The sequence below is a fragment of the Flavobacterium chungangensis genome (genome assembly GCF_042654045.1).
Classification (GTDB): domain Bacteria; phylum Bacteroidota; class Bacteroidia; order Flavobacteriales; family Flavobacteriaceae; genus Flavobacterium; species Flavobacterium chungangensis.
Map to the genome: position 1 here is coordinate 209,486 of NZ_JBHSFY010000001.1, position 20,810 is coordinate 230,295.

The 20,810-nt window shown below is 32.4% G+C and carries 20 protein-coding genes; 10 read left to right on the forward strand and 10 right to left on the reverse strand.

The window, feature by feature from the left end; genetic code table 11:
* Positions 1 to 63: 63 nt before the first annotated feature.
* Both ACFO3N_RS00930 and ACFO3N_RS00935 read left to right on the forward strand, forming a co-directional pair.
* Positions 64 to 543 (forward strand): hypothetical protein, encoded by a 480-nt coding sequence (locus ACFO3N_RS00930; RefSeq protein ID WP_379794861.1) that lies wholly within the window; start codon positions 64 to 66, stop codon positions 541 to 543.
* A gap of 56 nt (positions 544 to 599) precedes the next feature.
* Positions 600 to 917 (forward strand): 2Fe-2S iron-sulfur cluster-binding family protein, encoded by a 318-nt coding sequence (locus ACFO3N_RS00935; protein WP_095929730.1) that lies wholly within the window; start codon positions 600 to 602, stop codon positions 915 to 917.
* A 69-nt stretch (positions 918 to 986) separates the two neighbouring features.
* On the opposite strand, the gene ACFO3N_RS00940 is transcribed toward ACFO3N_RS00935, so the two are convergent.
* From ACFO3N_RS00940 to ACFO3N_RS00960, 5 genes are all read right to left on the reverse strand, one after another.
* Entirely contained in the window at positions 987 to 1,541 is a 555-nt protein-coding gene (locus ACFO3N_RS00940) for an SMI1/KNR4 family protein (protein ID WP_379794862.1), read from the reverse strand.
* A 169-nt stretch (positions 1,542 to 1,710) separates the two neighbouring features.
* Entirely contained in the window at positions 1,711 to 2,259 is a 549-nt protein-coding gene (locus ACFO3N_RS00945; protein WP_379794863.1) for a YcxB family protein, read from the reverse strand.
* Between the two features lie 23 nt (positions 2,260 to 2,282).
* Entirely contained in the window at positions 2,283 to 3,326 is a 1,044-nt protein-coding gene (locus tag ACFO3N_RS00950) for a hypothetical protein (protein ID WP_379794864.1), read from the reverse strand.
* Positions 3,313 to 4,362 (reverse strand): hypothetical protein, encoded by a 1,050-nt coding sequence (locus tag ACFO3N_RS00955; RefSeq protein WP_379794865.1) that lies wholly within the window; start codon positions 4,360 to 4,362, stop codon positions 3,313 to 3,315. Before ACFO3N_RS00955 ends, ACFO3N_RS00950 begins: the two co-directional genes overlap by 14 nt.
* Complete coding sequence (locus ACFO3N_RS00960) at positions 4,343 to 5,362, reverse strand: hypothetical protein (RefSeq protein WP_379794866.1); 1,020 nt, start codon at positions 5,360 to 5,362, stop codon at positions 4,343 to 4,345. The genes ACFO3N_RS00955 and ACFO3N_RS00960 overlap by 20 nt, the downstream gene beginning before the upstream one ends.
* A gap of 144 nt (positions 5,363 to 5,506) precedes the next feature.
* Here ACFO3N_RS00960 and ACFO3N_RS00965 point away from each other — a divergent pair, with 144 nt between their 5' ends.
* The 3 genes from ACFO3N_RS00965 (at position 5,507) to ACFO3N_RS00975 (ending at position 6,992) form a co-directional block, all read left to right on the forward strand.
* Entirely contained in the window at positions 5,507 to 5,953 is a 447-nt protein-coding gene (locus ACFO3N_RS00965; RefSeq protein WP_379794868.1) for a hypothetical protein, read from the forward strand.
* Between the two features lie 141 nt (positions 5,954 to 6,094).
* Positions 6,095 to 6,619: a hypothetical protein gene (locus tag ACFO3N_RS00970; RefSeq protein WP_379794869.1), complete on the forward strand. Its 525-nt coding sequence runs from the start codon at positions 6,095 to 6,097 to the stop codon at positions 6,617 to 6,619.
* Between the two features lie 40 nt (positions 6,620 to 6,659).
* A complete protein-coding gene (locus tag ACFO3N_RS00975; protein ID WP_379794870.1) occupies positions 6,660 to 6,992 on the forward strand; it encodes a hypothetical protein in 333 nt (110 codons plus the stop codon).
* A gap of 97 nt (positions 6,993 to 7,089) precedes the next feature.
* On the opposite strand, the gene ACFO3N_RS00980 is transcribed toward ACFO3N_RS00975, so the two are convergent.
* From ACFO3N_RS00980 to ACFO3N_RS00990, 3 genes are all read right to left on the reverse strand, one after another.
* Positions 7,090 to 8,079: an aspartate-semialdehyde dehydrogenase gene (locus ACFO3N_RS00980; protein ID WP_379794872.1), complete on the reverse strand. Its 990-nt coding sequence runs from the start codon at positions 8,077 to 8,079 to the stop codon at positions 7,090 to 7,092.
* A 175-nt stretch (positions 8,080 to 8,254) separates the two neighbouring features.
* A complete protein-coding gene (gene mscL / locus ACFO3N_RS00985) occupies positions 8,255 to 8,632 on the reverse strand; it encodes a large conductance mechanosensitive channel protein MscL (protein WP_095929726.1) in 378 nt (125 codons plus the stop codon).
* Positions 8,633 to 8,700: 68 nt separating this feature from the next.
* A complete protein-coding gene (locus ACFO3N_RS00990) occupies positions 8,701 to 11,172 on the reverse strand; it encodes a bifunctional UDP-N-acetylmuramoyl-tripeptide:D-alanyl-D-alanine ligase/alanine racemase (RefSeq protein ID WP_379794874.1) in 2,472 nt (823 codons plus the stop codon).
* Positions 11,173 to 11,645: 473 nt separating this feature from the next.
* Between ACFO3N_RS00990 and ACFO3N_RS00995 the strand changes: the two genes are divergently transcribed.
* Positions 11,646 to 12,344 (forward strand): hypothetical protein, encoded by a 699-nt coding sequence (locus ACFO3N_RS00995; RefSeq protein WP_379794876.1) that lies wholly within the window; start codon positions 11,646 to 11,648, stop codon positions 12,342 to 12,344.
* Here ACFO3N_RS00995 and ACFO3N_RS01000 read toward each other — a convergent pair.
* Positions 12,339 to 13,043 (reverse strand): porin family protein, encoded by a 705-nt coding sequence (locus tag ACFO3N_RS01000; RefSeq protein WP_379794878.1) that lies wholly within the window; start codon positions 13,041 to 13,043, stop codon positions 12,339 to 12,341. The two genes, ACFO3N_RS00995 and ACFO3N_RS01000, sit on opposite strands and share 6 nt — an antisense overlap.
* 221 nt (positions 13,044 to 13,264) lie before the next feature.
* On the opposite strand from ACFO3N_RS01000, the gene ACFO3N_RS01005 reads away from it, so the two are divergent.
* The 4 genes from ACFO3N_RS01005 to ACFO3N_RS01020 all read left to right on the forward strand — a co-directional run bounded on the left by ACFO3N_RS01005 (position 13,265) and on the right by ACFO3N_RS01020 (position 19,645).
* Positions 13,265 to 13,618, forward strand: coding sequence for a hypothetical protein (locus ACFO3N_RS01005; RefSeq protein WP_379794879.1), 354 nt, complete (start codon positions 13,265 to 13,267; stop codon positions 13,616 to 13,618).
* A 164-nt stretch (positions 13,619 to 13,782) separates the two neighbouring features.
* Entirely contained in the window at positions 13,783 to 15,990 is a 2,208-nt protein-coding gene (locus ACFO3N_RS01010) for a TonB-dependent receptor (protein ID WP_379794880.1), read from the forward strand.
* Between the two features lie 223 nt (positions 15,991 to 16,213).
* On the forward strand, positions 16,214 to 18,316 hold the full coding sequence (locus ACFO3N_RS01015; protein ID WP_379794882.1) for a prolyl oligopeptidase family serine peptidase: 2,103 nt from the start codon (positions 16,214 to 16,216) through the stop codon (positions 18,314 to 18,316).
* Between the two features lie 333 nt (positions 18,317 to 18,649).
* Positions 18,650 to 19,645, forward strand: coding sequence for a Gfo/Idh/MocA family protein (locus tag ACFO3N_RS01020; protein ID WP_379794883.1), 996 nt, complete (start codon positions 18,650 to 18,652; stop codon positions 19,643 to 19,645).
* Between the two features lie 182 nt (positions 19,646 to 19,827).
* Here ACFO3N_RS01020 and ACFO3N_RS01025 read toward each other — a convergent pair whose 3' ends face one another.
* A complete protein-coding gene (locus ACFO3N_RS01025) occupies positions 19,828 to 20,760 on the reverse strand; it encodes an outer membrane beta-barrel protein (RefSeq protein WP_379794885.1) in 933 nt (310 codons plus the stop codon).
* Positions 20,761 to 20,810: the final 50 nt, after the last annotated feature.

Below are 20,810 nucleotides of genomic sequence, written 5' to 3' on the forward strand. Positions count from 1 at the left end.
TCTGTTAAGGAATTGTTACATTTTTAACTTAAATTTGTCACAAAACCCTTAAATCTTAAACTTATGAAAAACTATTACGCTCTTTTTTTATTATTGTTTTTTGTTTCTGTAGGATATGCCCAAAGTAAGAATGTTGTGGTTGACAAGGCTTGGGTAAGTGAATCTGAAGAATGGTCTGACTTTCAATATTCAGGCAAGATTGTGTTCTCAATCAATCCAAACGACGCACCTGGAACATTGCGAATTGGAAACTATGATTTCTTATACGATTTCGTAGAAGGAAAAGCAAAATTTACAGTAAAAGCAACTTACAGTTCTGCAGAATTCTCAAATCCGAGAAAGATTTCTGCTTCAACTGACAAACAAGGAGTATTAAACACAACTTACGAAGGAACATTGATTTTCCAGTCTGACAGAGATTATTATTCTGTAATTGCTGTGGTTACCATTCTTGAAAAAAATGATAACGTTCTTGGTGTAAAAATGCACTTAAAAGAGAATGATAGAAAAGAATACGCATTTAGTACTAAACCTACTAGCTAATATAAATTAGGATTTTTTCACGTTATAAAATCCTGCCAAAAATTCCAATAATTAAAATGGATGTATTAATTAAAATTAAAGATCGAGAAGGAGTTATACACGAATTACAAGCTCCGACTGATATGGCAATGAATATAATGGAGTTATGCAAAGCATACGAACTTCCTGTTGAAGGAACCTGCGGAGGAATGGCCATGTGCGCTTCTTGCCAGTGTTATGTTCTAAATGATGTTGCATTACCAGAAATGGGAGACGATGAAGAAGCTATGCTTTCGGAAGCATTTTATGTTAAGTCTAATAGCCGTTTGGGTTGTCAGATACCAATTACTGAAGAATTAGAAGGACTAGAATTAGAACTGGCTCCGGAATATTAAAAATAAAAGAAAAGCGAGAATTTATGGATTCTCGCTTTTTTTATGCCAAAAAAACTGTTGAGTTTATTATTATTCTACAATAAATCTTTTCGGAAAATCAACAAGATTTTCAATTTCAAAATATTCATCAAAATCTTCTGGTTTTATATTATCATAATATTGTACTAGTTGAGAAATAAAAGTTTCAAGATTGGAAGCAATAACATTTCTGTCATTATCCCTATTCCAATACTCAATTAATTGCCCTTTGTCTCCAGTAAATATTCCTCCTAGATCATAACAAATATAGCTTCCTCCACCATTACCAAAAATTGGAAGCCAATTTTCGTTCCACCAATTTTCAATCTCAAAATCAGAACCAATCATAGAAGTAAATTCTTCTGCAGACTCCAAAACATCTTCTAAAGGGATAAACATTGAATTATTTACAAAAGCTTCATAGCAATCATGATTTTGTCCGTTTTTCCATTTATAAAGTTCTTTCAAATCATTCGGAATTTGAACTTGATATTTTTCTTCTAACAATTCAATCTCTGAATCATTCAATGGTGATTTAAGTGTTTGATAATAATCTGGTCGCAGTGTTTCCAATTGATTATTCAATCTGTTTATCAACTCTTTCATTTCCATTTATATTAAAATTATTAAATCATTTAAGTTATTCAATCAAATCATCTAAAAAAACTCTCATCAGTTTTAATTTAATAATTTGACCAGTTCTTTTACGACTTATCAAAGAGATTTAAGCGGATTTTGATTCATTTTTTAATTTTTGTTTGATGAAATTAGAGCTTTATTTCCATTTCCAATCTAATTCTGAAATAAAATCGATACTTCTTTTTTCTGCAATTTCTTTTAAAAGATTTCTCAATGCCGAAACATCTTCAATATGCTTTTTAGGTATTATAAAATTTTCATCTGTTATAAATGTGATGAAAAAATAATCTTCAATTTCGCTAATATTTTGAAATCCAATAAACTTAAGTTTTGTTTCGATTATTGAGGCTGAAGTAAGAATATGATTTTCTTCAAATTTTACATTTGTTATGATACCACATTTCTTTAAATAAACAGAATCAACATATTTTTTTAAACGAATTCTCGAAGCCCATTTTAAATAACGCGAGGAAACACAACAATAAATAAGTAACAGTAGTAGAAATGCATAAATAAAGAATACATCTTTAGTTATTAAAAATGAAAATAATGCCAAAATAGTTACCAACACTATAATAGCAATATTGTTATTTCTTCTTTCTTTCTTAAAAAAATCATTTTTTGAAACGATATATAATTGTTGCTGTAAATAATCGTTTTCTGTTAAGCTGTAATTTAATTCCATTGTATTTCGTTTTCTTTTTATAATTATTCAACAATATCAATTTTTGTAATCTGCCATTTTTCGCCAGATTTATGAAGTTCAAATTCTAAACGATATTTTTTTTCATTATCATCAGTATAAACTCCCAATGCTGAAGCTGTATTTCCATTTTGCTTAACATCAAATCTTATCGGATTGTCTAAAAAGTCAGAAAATGTATTTTGCCAATCCACTTCATCTAACCTGTCATCTAAACATAAAAGATTTAGTCTCTGTATTGCTTGTTTAGATTTTTTAAAATCTATTTTTCTCAATGCGATATATTGCTGTAAAACTTCCTGAATATTATCCGGGTATTTACCAACTTCAACATCTATATTCTTTAATGTAAAAACACCATTATTTAAAACATACGTTTTCTTATAAGGAAAACTTATTTTCCCTAAGCTTTCTGCTTCTTGCGTATAGCTGTCGTATTGTCCATCATTATTTGAATCTGTCAGCACATCAGTACCATATCTAATTGGAGCCATACTATAACAAAACTCTTTTATCTCATTATTGGTAAATTCATACAAAACAAAACCATTTGTATATTCTCCAGCTGTCAATCCTTTATAAATGTAAAACTGCTTTTGTCCTTGTAACGTAATGAACTTAATATCATAAACGGGTTCAGCTATCCTTTGAAAATCACTGCCTAAATCTAATTCCATTATAATTCCGTTTTCATTTCTTAAAAGAAATATATCATTAATAGAATTTTCTCTTTTTATTTCACCTTTTGATCCAAAGCCAACAATAGCTTCATTTTGGCCATCTAAATCAATATCTTTTTCCTGAAAAAAAAGAAGCTCTTCTTTTAAAGCCTCCGGATGATTTTTTTGAATAAAAGAATAGTAAGGACTTTTTCTATCAAAAATTGTATCTGTAACAGCTAGTTCTATTTTTACTTTTTCAGAAATGGTAGTGTTCTTTTTGCTGGGTTCTTCTTTTTTACCACAAGATAATTGAAAGAAAAGAGCCATTATTACAAACCAAATTACAGCGGTAAATTTCATTTTGCCTTTGATATTATTTTTCGCCATCTTTCGTAATTGTTACTTTTCTAATCCTCCATCGATTACTGTACTTTTTTAATTCAAACTGGCATTGATATATTTTTTGATCTTCATCAATATAAGTAGCGATGGTAGTATATGTACCTTCTTGTATTTCGAATTTTATTTGCCCCCCTATATTCAAGTAGGTATATTCATATCCTTTTCCCCATATAGCTTTATTCCATTCTATACTTGATGCATTTTGATCAATACAAATAAGCTTTAAGCGCTGGTTCACTTCTTTTGATTCCCCTAGGTTCAACGAGCGCAAGGATATGTATTGGAGTAATATTTTGTCTATAGCATCAGGATAATCAGGAGAAATCTCAACATGGGTCTTAGACCATTTAAAATCACCCTTTTTAAAAACATATGATCTCGTTACATCATAAAATAAAGCATAGGTGTAAGTCAGAAATTGTTCATATCCATCATATTTCCCATCTTTATCATTATCTACTAAATAATTGTTTATGTACCTACTAAAAGATAATCTGGAACAGAGATTAATCACTTTATTGTTAAGCAGCTCAAAAAGATGAAAACCTGATGCTCTTGTATAATTTTTTGTATAAAGGCAGATACACTTTTCCTTTTTCCCTTGTAATGAAACTAACCCTATATTATAAATTGAATAACAAAATTTTTCAAAATCATATAAACTTTCTATTATTCCATTATCTTTTCTCAATAAAAAAATCTGATTTATTTCTGTATTGTTTTCATCTTCTTTATCTAATTTTCCTAATGCAACGATTGCTTCTTGTTTTCCATCGAGATCAATATCTTCTACTTTAAAATAAACCAGCTCATGACTTAATGCTTCCGGATGATTTTTTTGGATAAAAAAATAATAAGGACTTTTTCTATCAAAAACTGTATCAGAAGCTATTATTTCTTTATCCTTAGTTTTTGCTTGTTCCTTTTTCTCTTTTGCACAACTAGATAATTGCAAAGCAAGACCAATTATAACAACCCAAATGATAGCGTTGAATTTCATTTTATTTATTAAGTTCTTCATCGCCATTTTTTGTTATTGTGACTTTAGTAATCTGCCATTTATCAGCAGTTTTTGCCACTTCAAACTGGCATTGATATGTTTTTTTATTATCATCAATGTAAGTGACTGTTGCAGTATTATCGTCCTGTATCTGTACTTTCAATGTATCAGGATCATCAAAATATTCCAAAAGTCCCATCTCCCATGCATCCACATTCCATTTTATGGCAAGCGCATCTTGATCTATACAAACCTGTTCGAGTCGTTCACTTATTTCTGATGATTTTATTTCTAATGATCGTAATGATATATATTGAAGCAATAAGTCTTCTATTGTTTTGGGGTAATCTGAAATTTTAACGTGAGTTTGAGATAACTTGAATTTTTTATCCTTTAAAACATAAGCTTCTTCCACCTCGTAATGCACAGCATCAGTAAAAAAGAAAAATTTAACATATCCATCATATTCTCCATCATTATTTTTGTCTATTAGATAACATGATCCCTCTCCTACAGGTGTACTGCTTAAGAACTCTTTCACTTTATCTCCATTGAGTTCAAATAGAACTAAGCCGTGTGAACTTCCCCGTTCTATTATAGAAAGACGGATAAACTTTTGTTTTATTCCTTTTAATGATACAAGCTCAACTTCATTAATAATTGTAAAATCATTAAAATTAGTATTCAATTTCTTTATTATTCCGTTATCTTTTCTCAATAAAAAAATCTGATTTATTTCTGTATTGTTTTCATCTTCTTTATCTAATTTTCCTAATGCAACAATTGCTTCTTGTTTTCCATCGAGATCAATATCTTCTACTTTAAAATAAACCAACTCATTATCTTTAATGATATCCGGATTACTTTTTAATATAAATGCGTAATAAGGATTTCCCGAATTGAATATCGTATCTGATTCGATTTCCTTATTAACTTTTACTTCTTTTTTCTCTTTGGTGCAACTTACAAGCTGAACTATCAATATAATTACTGCAATCCTAAAAACTACGCTAAATTTCATTTTTTATTTTTTTGCAAAAATATTGGTGCACAACTTTTTAAATAGCCCCTAAAAAGTATAATTGTATCTAAATACGACGTTTTTCGTTTTGCTTACTTGTAAGAAAAATAATATGCATTATATTTGCCCCCTAAAAAATTTAAAATGAAAAATCTGGTTTACAGTATTACTATTTGTCTTCTACTTGTTTCTTGTAATTCAGACAACAAAAAAAAGAATACAACAATTCTAAAAAAGGAAGACAAAAAAACTATCGAATATGATCTTGGTGATGAAATGAGTACGGAAGGGGCTGGTGCGAAAGCAGATTACACAGACTCTAAAATAAAAAAGTGTACTATTAATATATATGGAGAAATGGGACAGATTGAGATAATCTATGTTTTTGAGCAAAACCAAATAAATGTCAGTCAGGAAAATATAACGTATGTAACAGAAGGAGAACTAATAAATAGAGAAAAATGGACTTCTGAGAAAATGTCTTATGTTCTGGATCTTAATGGACTTTTAATAAGTAATAATGGCAATCAGGAAAAAATTTTTAACGTCTTTCATGAAGTTAAAAATGCTGTGCCGTTTGAACTGAAATAGATTTATTTTAAAAAAAAATCACCCTATTCTATCATTCTTATATCTTTTAAAGGCTCTCTAAAGAATCTTTGCAAAATACTTTTGCAAAAACCTTTAGGAATAGGCAATTGTACCTATTCATTAATCAAAAAAATAAACAGAATGAAAAAAATTCTAAATTACATTAGCATCGCATTACTAGCGTTAACGTTGTTTTCTTGTAACAAAAATGAATGGACACCTGAAAAAGAAACAGAATTTAAACAAGCCTTAAAAGATACTTTACAAAGTAAAGGAAAAGACCTATTCTCAGACGATCAAATCGTTTCTATAACTGATTGTATTTTTGACAAAATAAAGAGTAAGAACATCAAACCAAATGATGCTGAGAAGGGTGAAAATTTAACAATGGCATTTCAAATGGGAAAAGAATGTTCTCAAGAAATAATTGCTAAAACTAATGCTACCTGGAATCCACAATCAGAAAAAACATATACAGCTGCCTTAAAAAGGACCTTTACTCAAAGTGGTTTTAAAAACGAACAAGCTTCTGCTCTTGCAGATTGTGCCATTACAAAACTAAAAGAGCAAAATATAAGTCCTGCAGATTTACAAGATCCTAAAAAGGCTGCTCAAATTCAAAAAATCGGATTGGATTGTGGCAAGGAATTAGCCAAAAAGAAATAATCATTAAAAAGACTTTTAAGCTCATTTAACATTTCTAAAAATGGAGAGATTTACAAATTACATTAGCGTTACACTTTTAGCAATAACATTATTTTCTTGTGCTAAAAACGAATGGACGCCAGAAATAGAAGCTAAATTTAAAGTTGATGCAAAAGAAGGAATGCTAAAAAAAGGTAAAGGAATGCTTTCAGAAGATCAGGTGGATTATATTGTTGATTGTTCTGTTCAAAAATTCAAGCAACAAAACATTTTACCCAATGATGCTAAAAAACCTGAAAATGAATCAAAAGTAAAACAGGCTGCTAAAGAATGTGCTCAGGAATGGCTTACCAAAAATCAGGACAAAATAGGGAAATCGATACTAGCAGAATAAATATTCTAGAATTATAATTCTATTAAATCAAAAAAACCGTAATTACATTACTGCAATTACGGTTTTCTCTTTATAACAATTTAATTTAATCTCTAGATTATACCAAACCTGCTTTAATTAAGTATTCAGCGATTTGGATTGTGTTTGTTGCAGCACCTTTTCTTAAGTTATCGGCAACAATCCACATGTTTAATGTATTTGGCTGGCTTTCGTCACGACGAATTCTTCCAACAAAAACATCATTTTTACCTTCTGCGTACAATGGCATTGGATAAGTAAAGGTATCTAAATTATCTTGAACTACTACTCCATCTGTATGGTGTAGAATTTCGCGAACTTCATTTACATCAAAATCATTTGTAAACTCAACATTTACTGCTTCACTATGTCCGCCTACAACTGGCACACGAACTGCAGTAGCTGTAACTCTAATGGTATTGTCACCAAGAATTTTTTGAGTCTCGCGAACTAATTTCATTTCTTCTTTAGTATATCCGTTTTCCTCAAAACTATCGCAGTGTGGAATTGCATTTCTGTGAATCGGATATTTGTAAGCCATCTCGCCTTGAACTCCAGCGTACTCGTTTTCCAATTGTTTTACCGCTTTTACACCAGTTCCTGTAATAGATTGGTAAGTAGAAACTATGATTCTTTTAATGTTGTATTTTTTGTGTAAAGGAGACAAAGCCAAAACCATTTGAATTGTAGAACAGTTTGGATTTGCAATAATTTTGTCTTCTTTAGTTAAAACGTCAGCATTGATTTCTGGAACTACCAATTTTTTAGTAGGATCCATTCTCCATGCAGAAGAGTTGTCGATAACAGTTGTTCCAGCAGCAGCAAATTTTGGAGCCCATTCTAATGAAGTATCTCCACCAGCAGAGAAAACAGCAATATCAGCTTTCATATCAACAGCTGTCTGTAATCCTACTACTTTATATTTGGTTCCTTTGTATTCGATTTCTTTTCCAACTGATCTTTCTGATGCAACAGGAATTAATTCTGTAACAGGAAAATTTCTTTCTGCTAATACTTTAAGCATTACTTCGCCTACCATTCCGGTAGCACCTACAACTGCAATTCTCATTTTTATATGTTTAAATAATCAATTAATCTAATTTGTAAGGCAAAAGTAAGTATAATAAAAGTTATGGCAAGGTGATTCACAAAAAATAACAAAATGTTATAAAATAAACATTTTGTAAAAAAACCGCCTCTTTAGAAGGCGGTTAAGTTAGACTTAGTGTAGCGGTATTATATTTTTATTTATTTTTCAATAAATCTCTAATCTGTATCAATAATTCTTCTTGAGTTGGTCCAGCTGGAGGTGGCGGTGCAACATCTTTCTTTTTAGCATGGTTCATTGCCTTAATTATCAGGAACAAAACAAAAGCCACAATTATAAAGTTAATTACTGCCGATATAAAGACTCCGTACTTTACACCTCCAAAAGCAGTTAATTGCTCAATAGTAGACAAATGTGCAGCATCTAAAGCTGGTTTCAACAGCAATGGCGTAATTACATCTTCAATAAATGAGCTGACAATTTTACCAAAAGCAGCTCCAATGATCACCCCGACAGCCAGGTCAACCACATTGCCTTTCATTGCAAATTCCTTAAATTCTGAAAAAAATCCCATATCTGATCTGTTTAGTTGAATAATAAATGAATATCGAAAATACGCAATTTTATTGAAAATTCTTAATATTATCTAAAAAACACTCTTTTTACTCGTTGCGAAATACTGGTCATTATCTCGTACGGAATTGTTTTTAAAGCTACAGCCATCTCTATAACAGTAGGGCTTTCGCCGAAAATAATCACCGAATCGCCTTCTTTACAATCTATGTCGGTTACGTTGACCATTAGCATGTCCATACAAACGCTTCCAACGATTTTGGCTTTTTGATTTTTGATGGTGACAAAACCAACTTCATTCCCCCATAATCTTGCTATTCCGTCTGCGTATCCAATCGGAATTGTGGCAATTTTAGTTGTTGCATCGGCCATAAAACGGCGTCCGTAACCAACGCTATCGCCAGCAGGAATGGTTCTGACTTGAGAAATTATTGATTTTAATGTTCCAACATTTTCTAAATACTTTTGCTCTGCAGGATCATTTGAAACTCCGTACAATCCAATCCCTAAACGCACCATGCTGTATTGTGCATCAGGAAAATTACTGATTCCGGAAGTATTCAAAATATGTCGGATCGGATTAATATTTAATTCGTCCATTAATTTTGAAGACAGTTTTTCGAACAATGCAATCTGCTGTCTCACAAAATCAAAATGTTTTGGATCATCGCTTGTCGCTAAATGCGATAAAATACTTTGAACGCGAACCGTTGAATTTCCTTTTAAAGTCGTAATCAATTCATCAACAGTATTGTTTTCAAAACCTAAACGATGCATTCCTGTATCTATTTTGATATGAATTGGGTACTCTTTTAAGTTCTTTTCTCGAGCAATTTTCAAAAAGGCATTTAATCCTTTCAAACTATAAATTTCAGGTTCTAATTGATATTGAATAATAGATGGAAAACTTGTCGATTCTGGATTTAAAACCATAATGGGAAGTTTTATTCCCCCATTTTTCAACGCGATTCCTTCATCCGCGAAAGCGACACCCAAATAATCTACTTTTTGATGTTCTAATAATTTAGCAATTTCTAATCCGCCGTTTCCATAACCAAATGCTTTTACCATCACCATCATTTTGACATTTGGCGCTAGTTTTGACTTATAATAATTGAAGTTATGAGTAATCGCATCGAGATTAATTTCAAGAACGGTCTCGTGTGTTTTTTCTTCTAGAAGTGAAACAATTTCTTCAAATTGAAAAGATCTTGCTCCTTTTATTAGAATCGTTTCATTATTGAAATTCAGATTATCGATTTCAGCTATAAAATCGGTCGTGTTTTCAAACATTGTACTGTTTGGAAACTTCGCTTTAAAAGAAGAAATTGTGGGTCCGATACCAATTACACGGTTTATTTTATTATCTGAGATTAACTGAGCAACTTTAGAATACAATTCTTCATTGCTGAATCCGCTTTGAAAAATATCTGATAAAATAACCGTTTTTGAAGCGCCTTTTTTCTTCTGGCTTTCTAAGAAATCCAAAGCAATTTTAAGCGACTGAAAATCGGAACTATAACTATCATCAATAATACTGCAATTGTTCATTCCGTTTTTTACTTCCAAACGCATACGAACGGGATAAAGCATCTCGATTCGATTCTGAATCGTTTCTTGATCGTAATCAAAATGCAATAAAACCAACAAACAGGAAATTGCATTTTCTACCGAAGCCGAATCGTTAAAGGGAATTTCTAAACTGAAAATTTCGTTTTTGTATCGATATTGAATAAAAGTATGGTCATTTTTATGTTCTCGTTTTTCAACAAAAACATCGGCTGTTTTATCTGTAAAACTCCAAGAAAACAGTTTTCTCGGATGATGCATATATTCTGCAACAAATTGAGACAAACAAGAATCTACCACTTCATTTTTTTGATAAATTATGATTGGACAATCTTTAAATAAAAGCAGTTTTTCATCAATTTTCTGAACTAAATTTTCGAAACCTTCGTCGTGAGCAGAACCTATACTGGTTAAAACTCCAATGTTTGGTTTAATGATTTTCTCCAATTTAACCATTTCATTAACCGTTGAAATTCCGGCTTCAAAAATGCCTAAATTATGCTTTTCATTGATGGCAATTACCGAAAGCGGAACTCCAACTTGAGAGTTATAACTTTTAGGACTTCTAATAACATTATAATCAGGACTTAATAAGAAATTAAGCCATTCTTTTACAATCGTTTTTCCATTGCTTCCCGTTAATCCTATAACTGGAAAATGGAATAAATTTCTATAATAAGCAGCAAATTCTTGAAGTGCAAAAAGTGTATTTTCGACCACCAAAAAATTAGCTTTATCGGCATAACCTTCTGGAATATATTGTACAACAAAATTCTGAACTTTGTTTTCTATTAAATCTGGAATAAACAAATGAGCATCGTTGTTAACCCCAGCCAGAGCAAAAAATAATGTTTGCGATCCGTTTTGAAGCGAACGGCTGTCAATTGAGATATGATCGATTAAAACATCAGCATCTGAGCCAATCCATTTGGCGTTGAGAACTGAAACAAGGCTTTTTAAATTTAGGCTCATTTAGAAATTTCTTTTTTTCAAATTTAAAAAAAGGTTTGCCACGAATGTCCCAAATTTTTACAAATTAATTTCACGCAGATTTAAAAAAATTTAAGCAGATGCGCGCAGATTTTTTTATTAATTAAATTGGCTTAGATCTGCCTAAATCTGCAGAATCTGCGTGAAAATTTTTAGCCACAGATTAAAAGATTATCACTGATTTCTAAAAAAAATAGCCACGCATTCCCCAAATTAATTTTAAAAAAAAACTGCTAAATCTGGTAAATCTGCATGAAAATTTTTAGCCACAGATTAAAAGATTATCACTGATTTCTAAAAAAACTAGTCATGCATTCCTAAATTAATTTTAAAAAAAATCTGCAAGATCTGCTACCCGAGCGATAGCGAACAGGCGAAGCAAATCTACGTGAAAAATTGCAGCCACAGATTAAAAGAGCATCACTAATTATAATCCTTTTTAATCCTAAAAATCTGTGGCAAAAAAAATAATTCGTGTAGATTCGTGTAATTCGTGGCAGAAAAAATTTATTGATTATATTTGTTTTTACACTACAAATTTCCATGTTTTGAAAAAAATGCTTCCGATATTCTCCTATATATTACATCCGATTTTTATATCGCTATATGCAACTTTGTTTTACCTCTTTTATAAAGACGATATTTTCAGTACAAACGAAAAGTATTTTGTCTTAATTCAGATTTTGGTCATTAACATCATTGTTCCGGTCTTATTTTATCTATTATTAAAATCGACTGGCCATGTAAAATCAATAATGCTAAGTCAGACCTCAGAACGAACGATTCCGCTTATTCTGCAATGTTTTCTGTATATTTTATTAGTAAAAAGAAGTATTGTAATTACGCGTTATCCAGAGCTTCATTTCTTTTTTCTTGCCGCCTTATTCAGTACTATTTTGGCATTGGTTTGCGTGCTGTTCAAGACCAAAGCCAGCTTGCATATGGTCGCTATCTCAGGTTTAACGATTTTTGTTATCGGATTAAACATTCATCTTCAGCTTCATAATCCGTATTGGCCCGCTTTACTTATTTTATTATCGGGAATTGTAGCTTCATCTCGTTTAGAAATGAATGCGCATACATCTAGGGAAATATTAATTGGATTGTTTGTTGGAATAATGCCTCAGCTTCTATTTTTATATTTGTGGTTATAAAATATAAAAGATCAATCCTGCATTTAAGGTTTTCATATTGATTTTTTCGCCAGACAAAGTGGTTGCCGAATTAAACAAAGGGCTTAAACCATAATAGATGTAAACATTCCAAGTGTTGTATCCCGCCGAAAGATATGGGCCGTATTGAAATTTATTGATATTATCGTTATTCTTAATTCTATATGTCGTTTCTCCATCATCCAAAATAGAGGAACTTGAAAACACATAACTCAATTTTATACCACCATAAATACGCCAGAACTTAGTGCTCTCGAAAGTCGAATTACGCCATCTAAATTCTATTGGAAGATCTACAGAATATTGTCGGTAACGATTAGAAACAAATTCTCCATAACTGTTAACTCCATATATAATTGTACCTGAAGCATCCTCAGAAATCGTTAAATTTTGATAATAGTTCTGATAACTCAATCCCAAACCCGTAGCAATAGCAATAGTTCTCGATTTATTAACCGGCATATCACGCAAGAAACCACCTGAAAGTCCAAGAGAAAACTTATTCTGTTTGAAATTAACTGGAATATCGGTAAACATATTATAAGTAACCGAAAAATAAAACTGATCTTCTCGATACAAAGAATCTATTTTTACAACTGGTTTTATCTCAGGCTTAACGTCTTCTTGTGCAAAAGAGTTAAAAAAAGTGAGTAAAAATAAGCAGCTAAAAATAATTCGCATATCGTAAATTGGGTTTTAAAAGAGGATTTTAAAATAAACGCTTTTTTGGGTTTATTTATTTCATATACAAATATAATACAATGCTATTAGCAACACTAAGAAATGCAAATATTCTTATTTTACCTGCTAATAAAATTATTTGCTGCATATTTTTCAATAAATCGATTGGAAAAGCCAAAAATAAATCAATTATCTTTTTATGTTTTATACCTTTGCAGTAAATGAAGAAAAAGCAGCTCATACTAAGTTTATCTTTTGCTGTCACGATATTGTTCTCAATATTGTTTCAGTCTATACATAGTTATGAGCATATTGTAAAGCAGCTTTCAGAAAAACAGTGCCATCATAATTACAATGATCCGAACGGCGAAATAACGCATCAGCATCATGATTATGACGTTTGTTTTGTTTGCCATTTTGCTTTTGAGTCTTTTATTCTTCCGCAAGATTTCTCGTTTGAATTTCGTTCATTTGATAGAGAAACCCCTTATTTCTTTCCATTTTCGGAGAAGATTTTTTCAATTTCAACCACTTCGTATTTCTTACGGGGACCGCCTGCCGCTATAGTTTCTTAAGTTTCGATTATTCGAAAAAATAGCACATTTCTTTTAATTTAAAATTGAAATAACATTGAGTTTCCTAATCCTATTTTATCAATCGGGATCAGAATGCTTTATTGTTGGCTTTTGGTTTTTCATTCGAAGAAAAAAATTCCATTTAACTATAGCATCATTTTCAAATGAAAAAATTTATAATAGCCCTTATTTTAGGGTTTTCGAGCATACTTACTGCTCAAAATTCGGTTTCAGGAACCGTAACCGACAATCAAAATAATCCACTGCCTGGAGTTTCTGTTTATGCCCCAGAATTACATAAAGGAACTACAACAGACGCAAACGGAAAATACGAATTGAATAATCTTCCCAATGGAACTCTACGCGTTGCTTTTACTTATGTTGGATATGCCAATCAAAACAAAATGATTGCTAAATTATTGAAGCAAAACACACTAGATATTGTTCTTGAAGAATCTATTTTAGAAATGGATGAAGTAGTGGTTTCAACGCCTTTTAACAAACTGCAATCGCAAAACGTAATGAAAATTGAGCACGAAAGCATTAAAACATTACAGCAAAAAGGAACTTCTACTTTAATTGAAGGTTTGGCAACAATTCCTGGAGTTTCTCAGATTTCTACAGGAACTTCTATTGGAAAACCAGTTATTCGCGGACTTAGCGGTAATCGTGTTTTGGTATATTCTCAAGGTGTTCGTATCGAAAACCAACAGTTTGGAGACGAACATGGTTTAGGTTTAAACGATGCAGGAATAGAAAGTGTTGAAGTGATTAAAGGCCCTGCTTCTTTATTGTACGGTTCTGATGCTTTGGGAGGTGTTTTATATTTCAATCCTGAAAAATTTGCAGATGCGGGGGATTTTAAGGCTAATTTCAGTCAAAAATATTTTACAAATACGCAGGGAAGCAATTCATCGATCGGATTGAAAACTTCTACCGATAACTGGAAATTCTTGGCGCGAGGAAGCTACAATACGCATTCTGACTACAAAATTGCTGACGGCGATCGCGTAACGAATTCACGCTATAACGAAACTGATTTTAAAACCGGAATCGGATACAGCAATTCTACTTTTTCTAGTGTTGTAAGATATAATTTTAACAAACTGGACATTGGAATTCCTGAAGATGGAATTGCAGAACAATCTTCGAGCAAAGACACTCAATTTCCGAGACAAGGAATTTACAATCATTTATTAAGTTTGAATAATGTGATTTTCTTTGAAAACTCAAAATTAGATGTCGATTTAGGATACATCGCAAATGACAGAAGCGAATTTGAAGATAGCAACGATGCTTCTTTACACATGAAACTGAATACTTTCAATTATAATGCGAAATATCATTTTCCTAAATTCGGAAAAATTGAAACTATTTTTGGTGTTCAAGGAATGCATCAGACCAACAAAAATTCGGGAGAAGAATATTTAATTCCCGATGCCACAACGAATGATTTTGGGGTTTTTGGAACTGCAAATTACGAATGGGACAATAGCGTTATTCAAGCTGGATTGCGTTTTGACAACAGAAACATCACTTCTATCGCACACGGAATTGAAGGCGAAGAAGGCTATTTTCAAGCTTTAGATCGCTCTTTTGATAGTTTTAACGCTTCTTTAGGTTACAAAACAAAATTTGCTGAGCCTCTAACTTTCCGTTTAAATGTTGCAACAGGATTTAGAGCGCCGAATTTGGCAGAATTGACTTCAAACGGTGTTCATGAAGGAACAAATCGTTACGAAATTGGAAATGCAAATCTGAAAACAGAACAAAATGTTCAGACTGATTTGAACTTAGAATATAAAAACTCGCATTTTGAGTTCTTCGTAAATGGATTTTACAATCACGTAAACAACTATATCTACACTTCGCCAACAGGAGAAGTTTTAGAAGACAATGATGTTTTTGCTTATATTCAGGATAATGCACAGTTGTATGGTGGAGAAGTTGGTCTTCATTTTCACCCTCATCCATTAGATTGGTTGCATTTTGAAACGAGCTTTGAAACGGTTACAGGTAAAAAAGACAACAAAGATTATCTTCCTTTGATTCCTGCAAATAATTGGAATAATACGCTTAGAACGGAATTCAATATCAAAAATTGGCTAAGTGAAGGTTTTGCTTCTTTGAATGTTTCTTCAACTTTCAATCAAGATAATGTAAGTGGTTTCGAAACAGCTTCTAAAGGGTATACTTTGGTGAATTTAGGTTTTGGAGGAACTGTCAAACTAGGAAAAACGGCTTTCGACATTAACCTCAACGGAAACAATTTATTTGATAAAAAATATATTGCACACCTTTCTAGATTAAAAACAGACGGAATTCCGAATATTGGAAGAAATATCGTTTTGGGAGTTAATTTCAATTTATAATTTTAAATTTAACCGCAAAGAGCGCAAAGTATTACGCAAGGTTCGCTAAGTTTTATTTTATAAATGACGATTAAAAGATTCTCGCAAAGACGCCAAGCCGCAAAGAAATTTTAAAACTTTGCGCCTCCGCGTCTTTGCGAGATTAATTCTGCGTTCTTTGCGGTTAGTAACACAACAATCTCACAAAAAGCGTTATTTTTGTTACAACAGATAAAAACTAATTATGAAAAAAACATTTTTATTAATGGCACTTACAACTGCAGGGGTTTCGTTTGCCCAAACTAAATATCCGGAAACCAAAAAAGGAGAAACTGTTGATGTTTATTTTGATACTAAAATAAGCGATCCCTACCGTTGGTTAGAAGATGATAAATCTGCCGAAACTGGTGCTTGGGTAAAAGCTGAAAACGAAGTTACATATTCTTATTTAGATAAAATTCCGTTTCGCGAAGAACTTAAAAAGCGAATGGAAAAACTTTGGAACTACGAAAAAATCGGAGCTCCACACAAAGAAGGTAAATTTAATTACTACTCTAAAAACAATGGGCTTCAGAATCAATCTGTTGTTTACAGAAAAGATGAAAATGGAAAAGAAGAAGTTTTCTTAGATCCAAATACTTTTTCTAAAGACGGAACAACTTCTCTTGGCGGTTTAGATTTTTCTGAAGACGGAAGCAAAGCAGCTTATGCAATTTCTGAAGGCGGAAGCGACTGGAGAAAAGTAATCATCATAGACGCACTTTCTAAAAAAGTTGTAGAAGACACTTTGGTTGATGTGAAATTTAGTGGTGTTTCATGGTACAAAAATGAAGGTTTCTACTATTCTAGTTATGACAAACCAAAAGGAAGTGAATTATCGGCTAAAACAGATCAGCACAAATTGTATTTCCACAAACTGGGAACTCCTCAAAAGGATGATAAAGTAATTTTTGGAGCAGATCAAAAAAGAAGATATGTAGGCGGATATGTTACTGAAGACAATCGTTATTTAGTAATTACCGCTGCTAACTCAACTTACGGAAATGAATTGTACATTAAAGATTTGACAAAACCGAACAGCCCAATTGTTACAATTGTAGACAACTTTAACAGCGATAGCAATATTATTGAAAACGATGGAAGCAAATTGTTTATCCAAACAGATTTTAATGCTCCTAACAAACGTGTCGTAACGGTTGACGCAACAAATCCGAAACCTGAAAACTGGAAAGATTTTATTAAAGAAACCAAAGATATCTTATCTCCTTCAACTGGTGCTGGTTATTTCTTTGCTAATTATACAAAAGATGCTGTTTCATTTGTACAGCAATATGATTACAACGGAAAATTAGTTCGTGAAATCAAACTTCCTGCTGTTGGAACTGCAGGCGGATTTGGCGGTAAAAAAGAAGATAAGATTTTATACTACAGCTTTGCCAACTATACAACTCCAGGAAGCATCTATGCTTTGGAGCCAAAATCTGGTAAATCTGAAGTGTATCAAAAACCAAAAGTAGATTTCAAAAGCGAAGATTACGAGTCTAAACAGGTTTTCTATACATCAAAAGACGGTACAAAAGTTCCTATGATTATTACGTATAAAAAAGGAACAAAATTAGACGGTAAAAATCCAACTATACTTTATGGTTATGGCGGATTCAATATCAGCTTAACACCAAGTTTCAGTATTGCAAATGCAGTTTGGATGGAAAACGGTGGGGTTTACGCAGTGGCCAACTTAAGAGGTGGAGGTGAATATGGAAAAAAATGGCATGATGCAGGAACAAAACTTCAAAAGCAAAATGTATTTGATGATTTTATCGCTGCTGCAGAATATTTAATTGCTCAAAAATACACTTCTTCTGATTATCTAGCTATTCGCGGAGGATCTAACGGAGGTTTATTGGTTGGTGCAACTATGACACAGCGTCCAGATTTAATGAAAGTAGCTTTACCAGCTGTTGGGGTTATGGATATGCTTCGTTACAATGCTTTTACAGCAGGTGCCGGATGGGCTTTTGACTACGGAACTGCTCAAGACAGCAAAGAAATGTTTGAATACTTAAAAGGATATTCGCCAGTACACAATGTAAAAAAAGGAACTCATTATCCTGCTACAATGGTAACTACTGGTGATCACGACGATCGCGTTGTTCCTGCACATAGTTTCAAATTTGCTTCTGAGTTACAGGAAAAACAAACAGGAGAAAATCCGGTTTTAATTAGAATTGATGTTAAAGCAGGACACGGAGCAGGAAAATCTGTTGCGGCTACAATTCAAGAAAATGTAGATATTCAAGCTTTCACGCTTTATAATATGGGCTTTAAAGCTTTGCCTAAAAAGTAAGACTTTAAACTGATTTTTTTTTAGCCACGAATTCACGAATTATTTTTGTGAGCTCGTGGCTAATTTATTTTATGCCACAGATTAAAAGGATTAGATAGATTAAAAAATCTGTGAAAATCTTTTTAATCTGTGGCTTTTATTTTTTTTCACGCAGATTCTACAGATTTAGCACATTGAATTAAAAAAATCTGCGAGCATCTGCTAAAATTATTTTAAATCTGCGTGAAATTAGTTCGCATAATTCGATACAGATTTTTTAAACATTCAGATCAAAAAATTCGTGAATTCGTGGCTAATTTTCTTTTAAATTTGAGAAACTAAAAAACTTAAACAATGGAAATTATAAAATGGGGAATTATTGGCTGCGGAAATGTAACCGAAGTTAAAAGCGGACCCGCTTTTCAGAAAGCTCCAAATTCGGCTTTAGTTGCAGTTATGCGAAGAGATGCGGCTCTTGCCGAAGGTTACGCCAAACGCCATAATGTTCCGAAATGGTATTCTAACGCTGAAGATCTAATAAATGATCCAGAAGTTGATGCCGTTTATATAGCTACTCCTCCGTCTTCTCATAAAGAATACACTATTTTATGCGCCAAAGCTGGAAAACCTGTTTACGTAGAAAAACCAATGGCTTTGACATTTGAAGAATGCAACGAAATGATTAGCGCTTGCAAAGAGCATAATGTTCCTTTGTTTGTTGCTTATTATAGAAGGGCTTTGCCTCGTTTTTTAAAAATTAAAGAAATAATCGATCAGGGAAAATTAGGAACTATTAGACACGTAAATTGTGTTTTGTATCATCCTTTTGAAGCACGTTACGATGACGAAATCAATCTTCCTTGGACAGTTCTGCCACATATTTCTGGAGGTGGAATTTTTGTTGATCTTGCCTGTCATACTCTAGATTTTCTAGATTTTGTTTTAGGTCCGATAAAATCAGTTCGCGGACATGCCACTTCTCAATTAAAAGCCTATCCTGCCGAAGATGCTGTTTCAATGTCATTTTTATTTGAAAACGGAATTCACGGATCTGGTCTATGGAATTTTGCGAGTTTTGAACGTTATGATAATACTGAAATTGTAGGCGATAAAGGTAAAATCTCGTTTTCTACTTTTGGAAATGATCCCGTTCATATTCAATATACCGATGGAGAAAAAGAAAGCATTACAATAGAAAACCCGCTTCACATTCAACAGCCGTTTATTGAAACTGTTATTGCTGAACTTTTAGGGAATGAAAATGCTTCTCCATCAAAAGGAACTTCTGGCGCTAGAACCACTTGGGTTATTGATCAAGTTTTGAAGGAGTTTAGAGATTCGAAATTATAATTATACAATTTGTCATCCTGACGAAGGAAGGATCACACTTGAAACTCCGAAATCTAAGACGTCAATCTTTGTCGAGTCTCTAGTGTGATCCTTCCTTCGTCAGGATGACAAAGAAGACTCAAAAAAAAGAGGATATTCTTTCGAATATCCTCTTTTTGTAAACTATAAAAAAAATTGGAAAATTATAGGCTGTATCTTAAACCTAAAGTCAAACCTAAACCAGAAATTCCAACATAAGAACTAATATCATCTGTAGCTCTTGTATTATCAAATCCTGCAGCATTAGTTACTTTACTGTTTGAAGTTGTATTAATTTGATCAACATATTTCGTATGACTTGCAGAGTATGAAGCATCAGGACGGAAATTAGTTGGTGTATTTAATTTATCTACTCCATTTTCTGTATATACTTCAGTTTCTTTTGTTTTTCCGTGAACCGTAAAGTTACGGTATTCTAACTCTCCAAAAACAGCAATGTGTGTTCCTAATTTATAAGATGTTCCTAATGCAGCCAAAAATCCAACTGTTGGATTAGGTTTTACTACATCTTTAGCATAACTATTGACAGTACCTGCTGGGGTTGTATAAGTTCTATTTGTTTTAATTGTCAAATCTCCATGAACAGGTACAATAACCCCTACTTTCGTGTAAGGTTCAAAACCGTTAGATTCTCCTAAAAATAAGACAAGAGCTGGAGCAACATCAAAAGCCTGAATTTTTCCTACTGCTTTTCCAGTAGCAAATACAGGACCAGCAGCAACTAATCTGTTAGTCGTTTCAACCATAGTTTTACTAGCGCTACTGAAATAGTTAAATCCTACTTCTACTCCCAAACGAGTTGAAAAACGATATCCTGCAGTTATACCTGTACGAAATCCTTCTCCAAATGAACCATGATTTGTTTCTCTTGAAATTAAAGTTGTACCGTCTGCCGCGTAAACATCTGTATTAGGCAATGCACCATTTACAATTGGAAATTCTGTAGCAGCTGTTTGAATAAAATAAGATCCACCCAATTTAAAATACCAGCTTTCTGGTTTTTCTACTTTTTCTGATTGCGCCATTGTGGCCATAGAGCAAACTAGTAACCCTAATAAAAATAGGTTCTTTTTCATAATTTTGATTTATTGATTAGTACAAACTTAGAACATTTTAACACATTCTT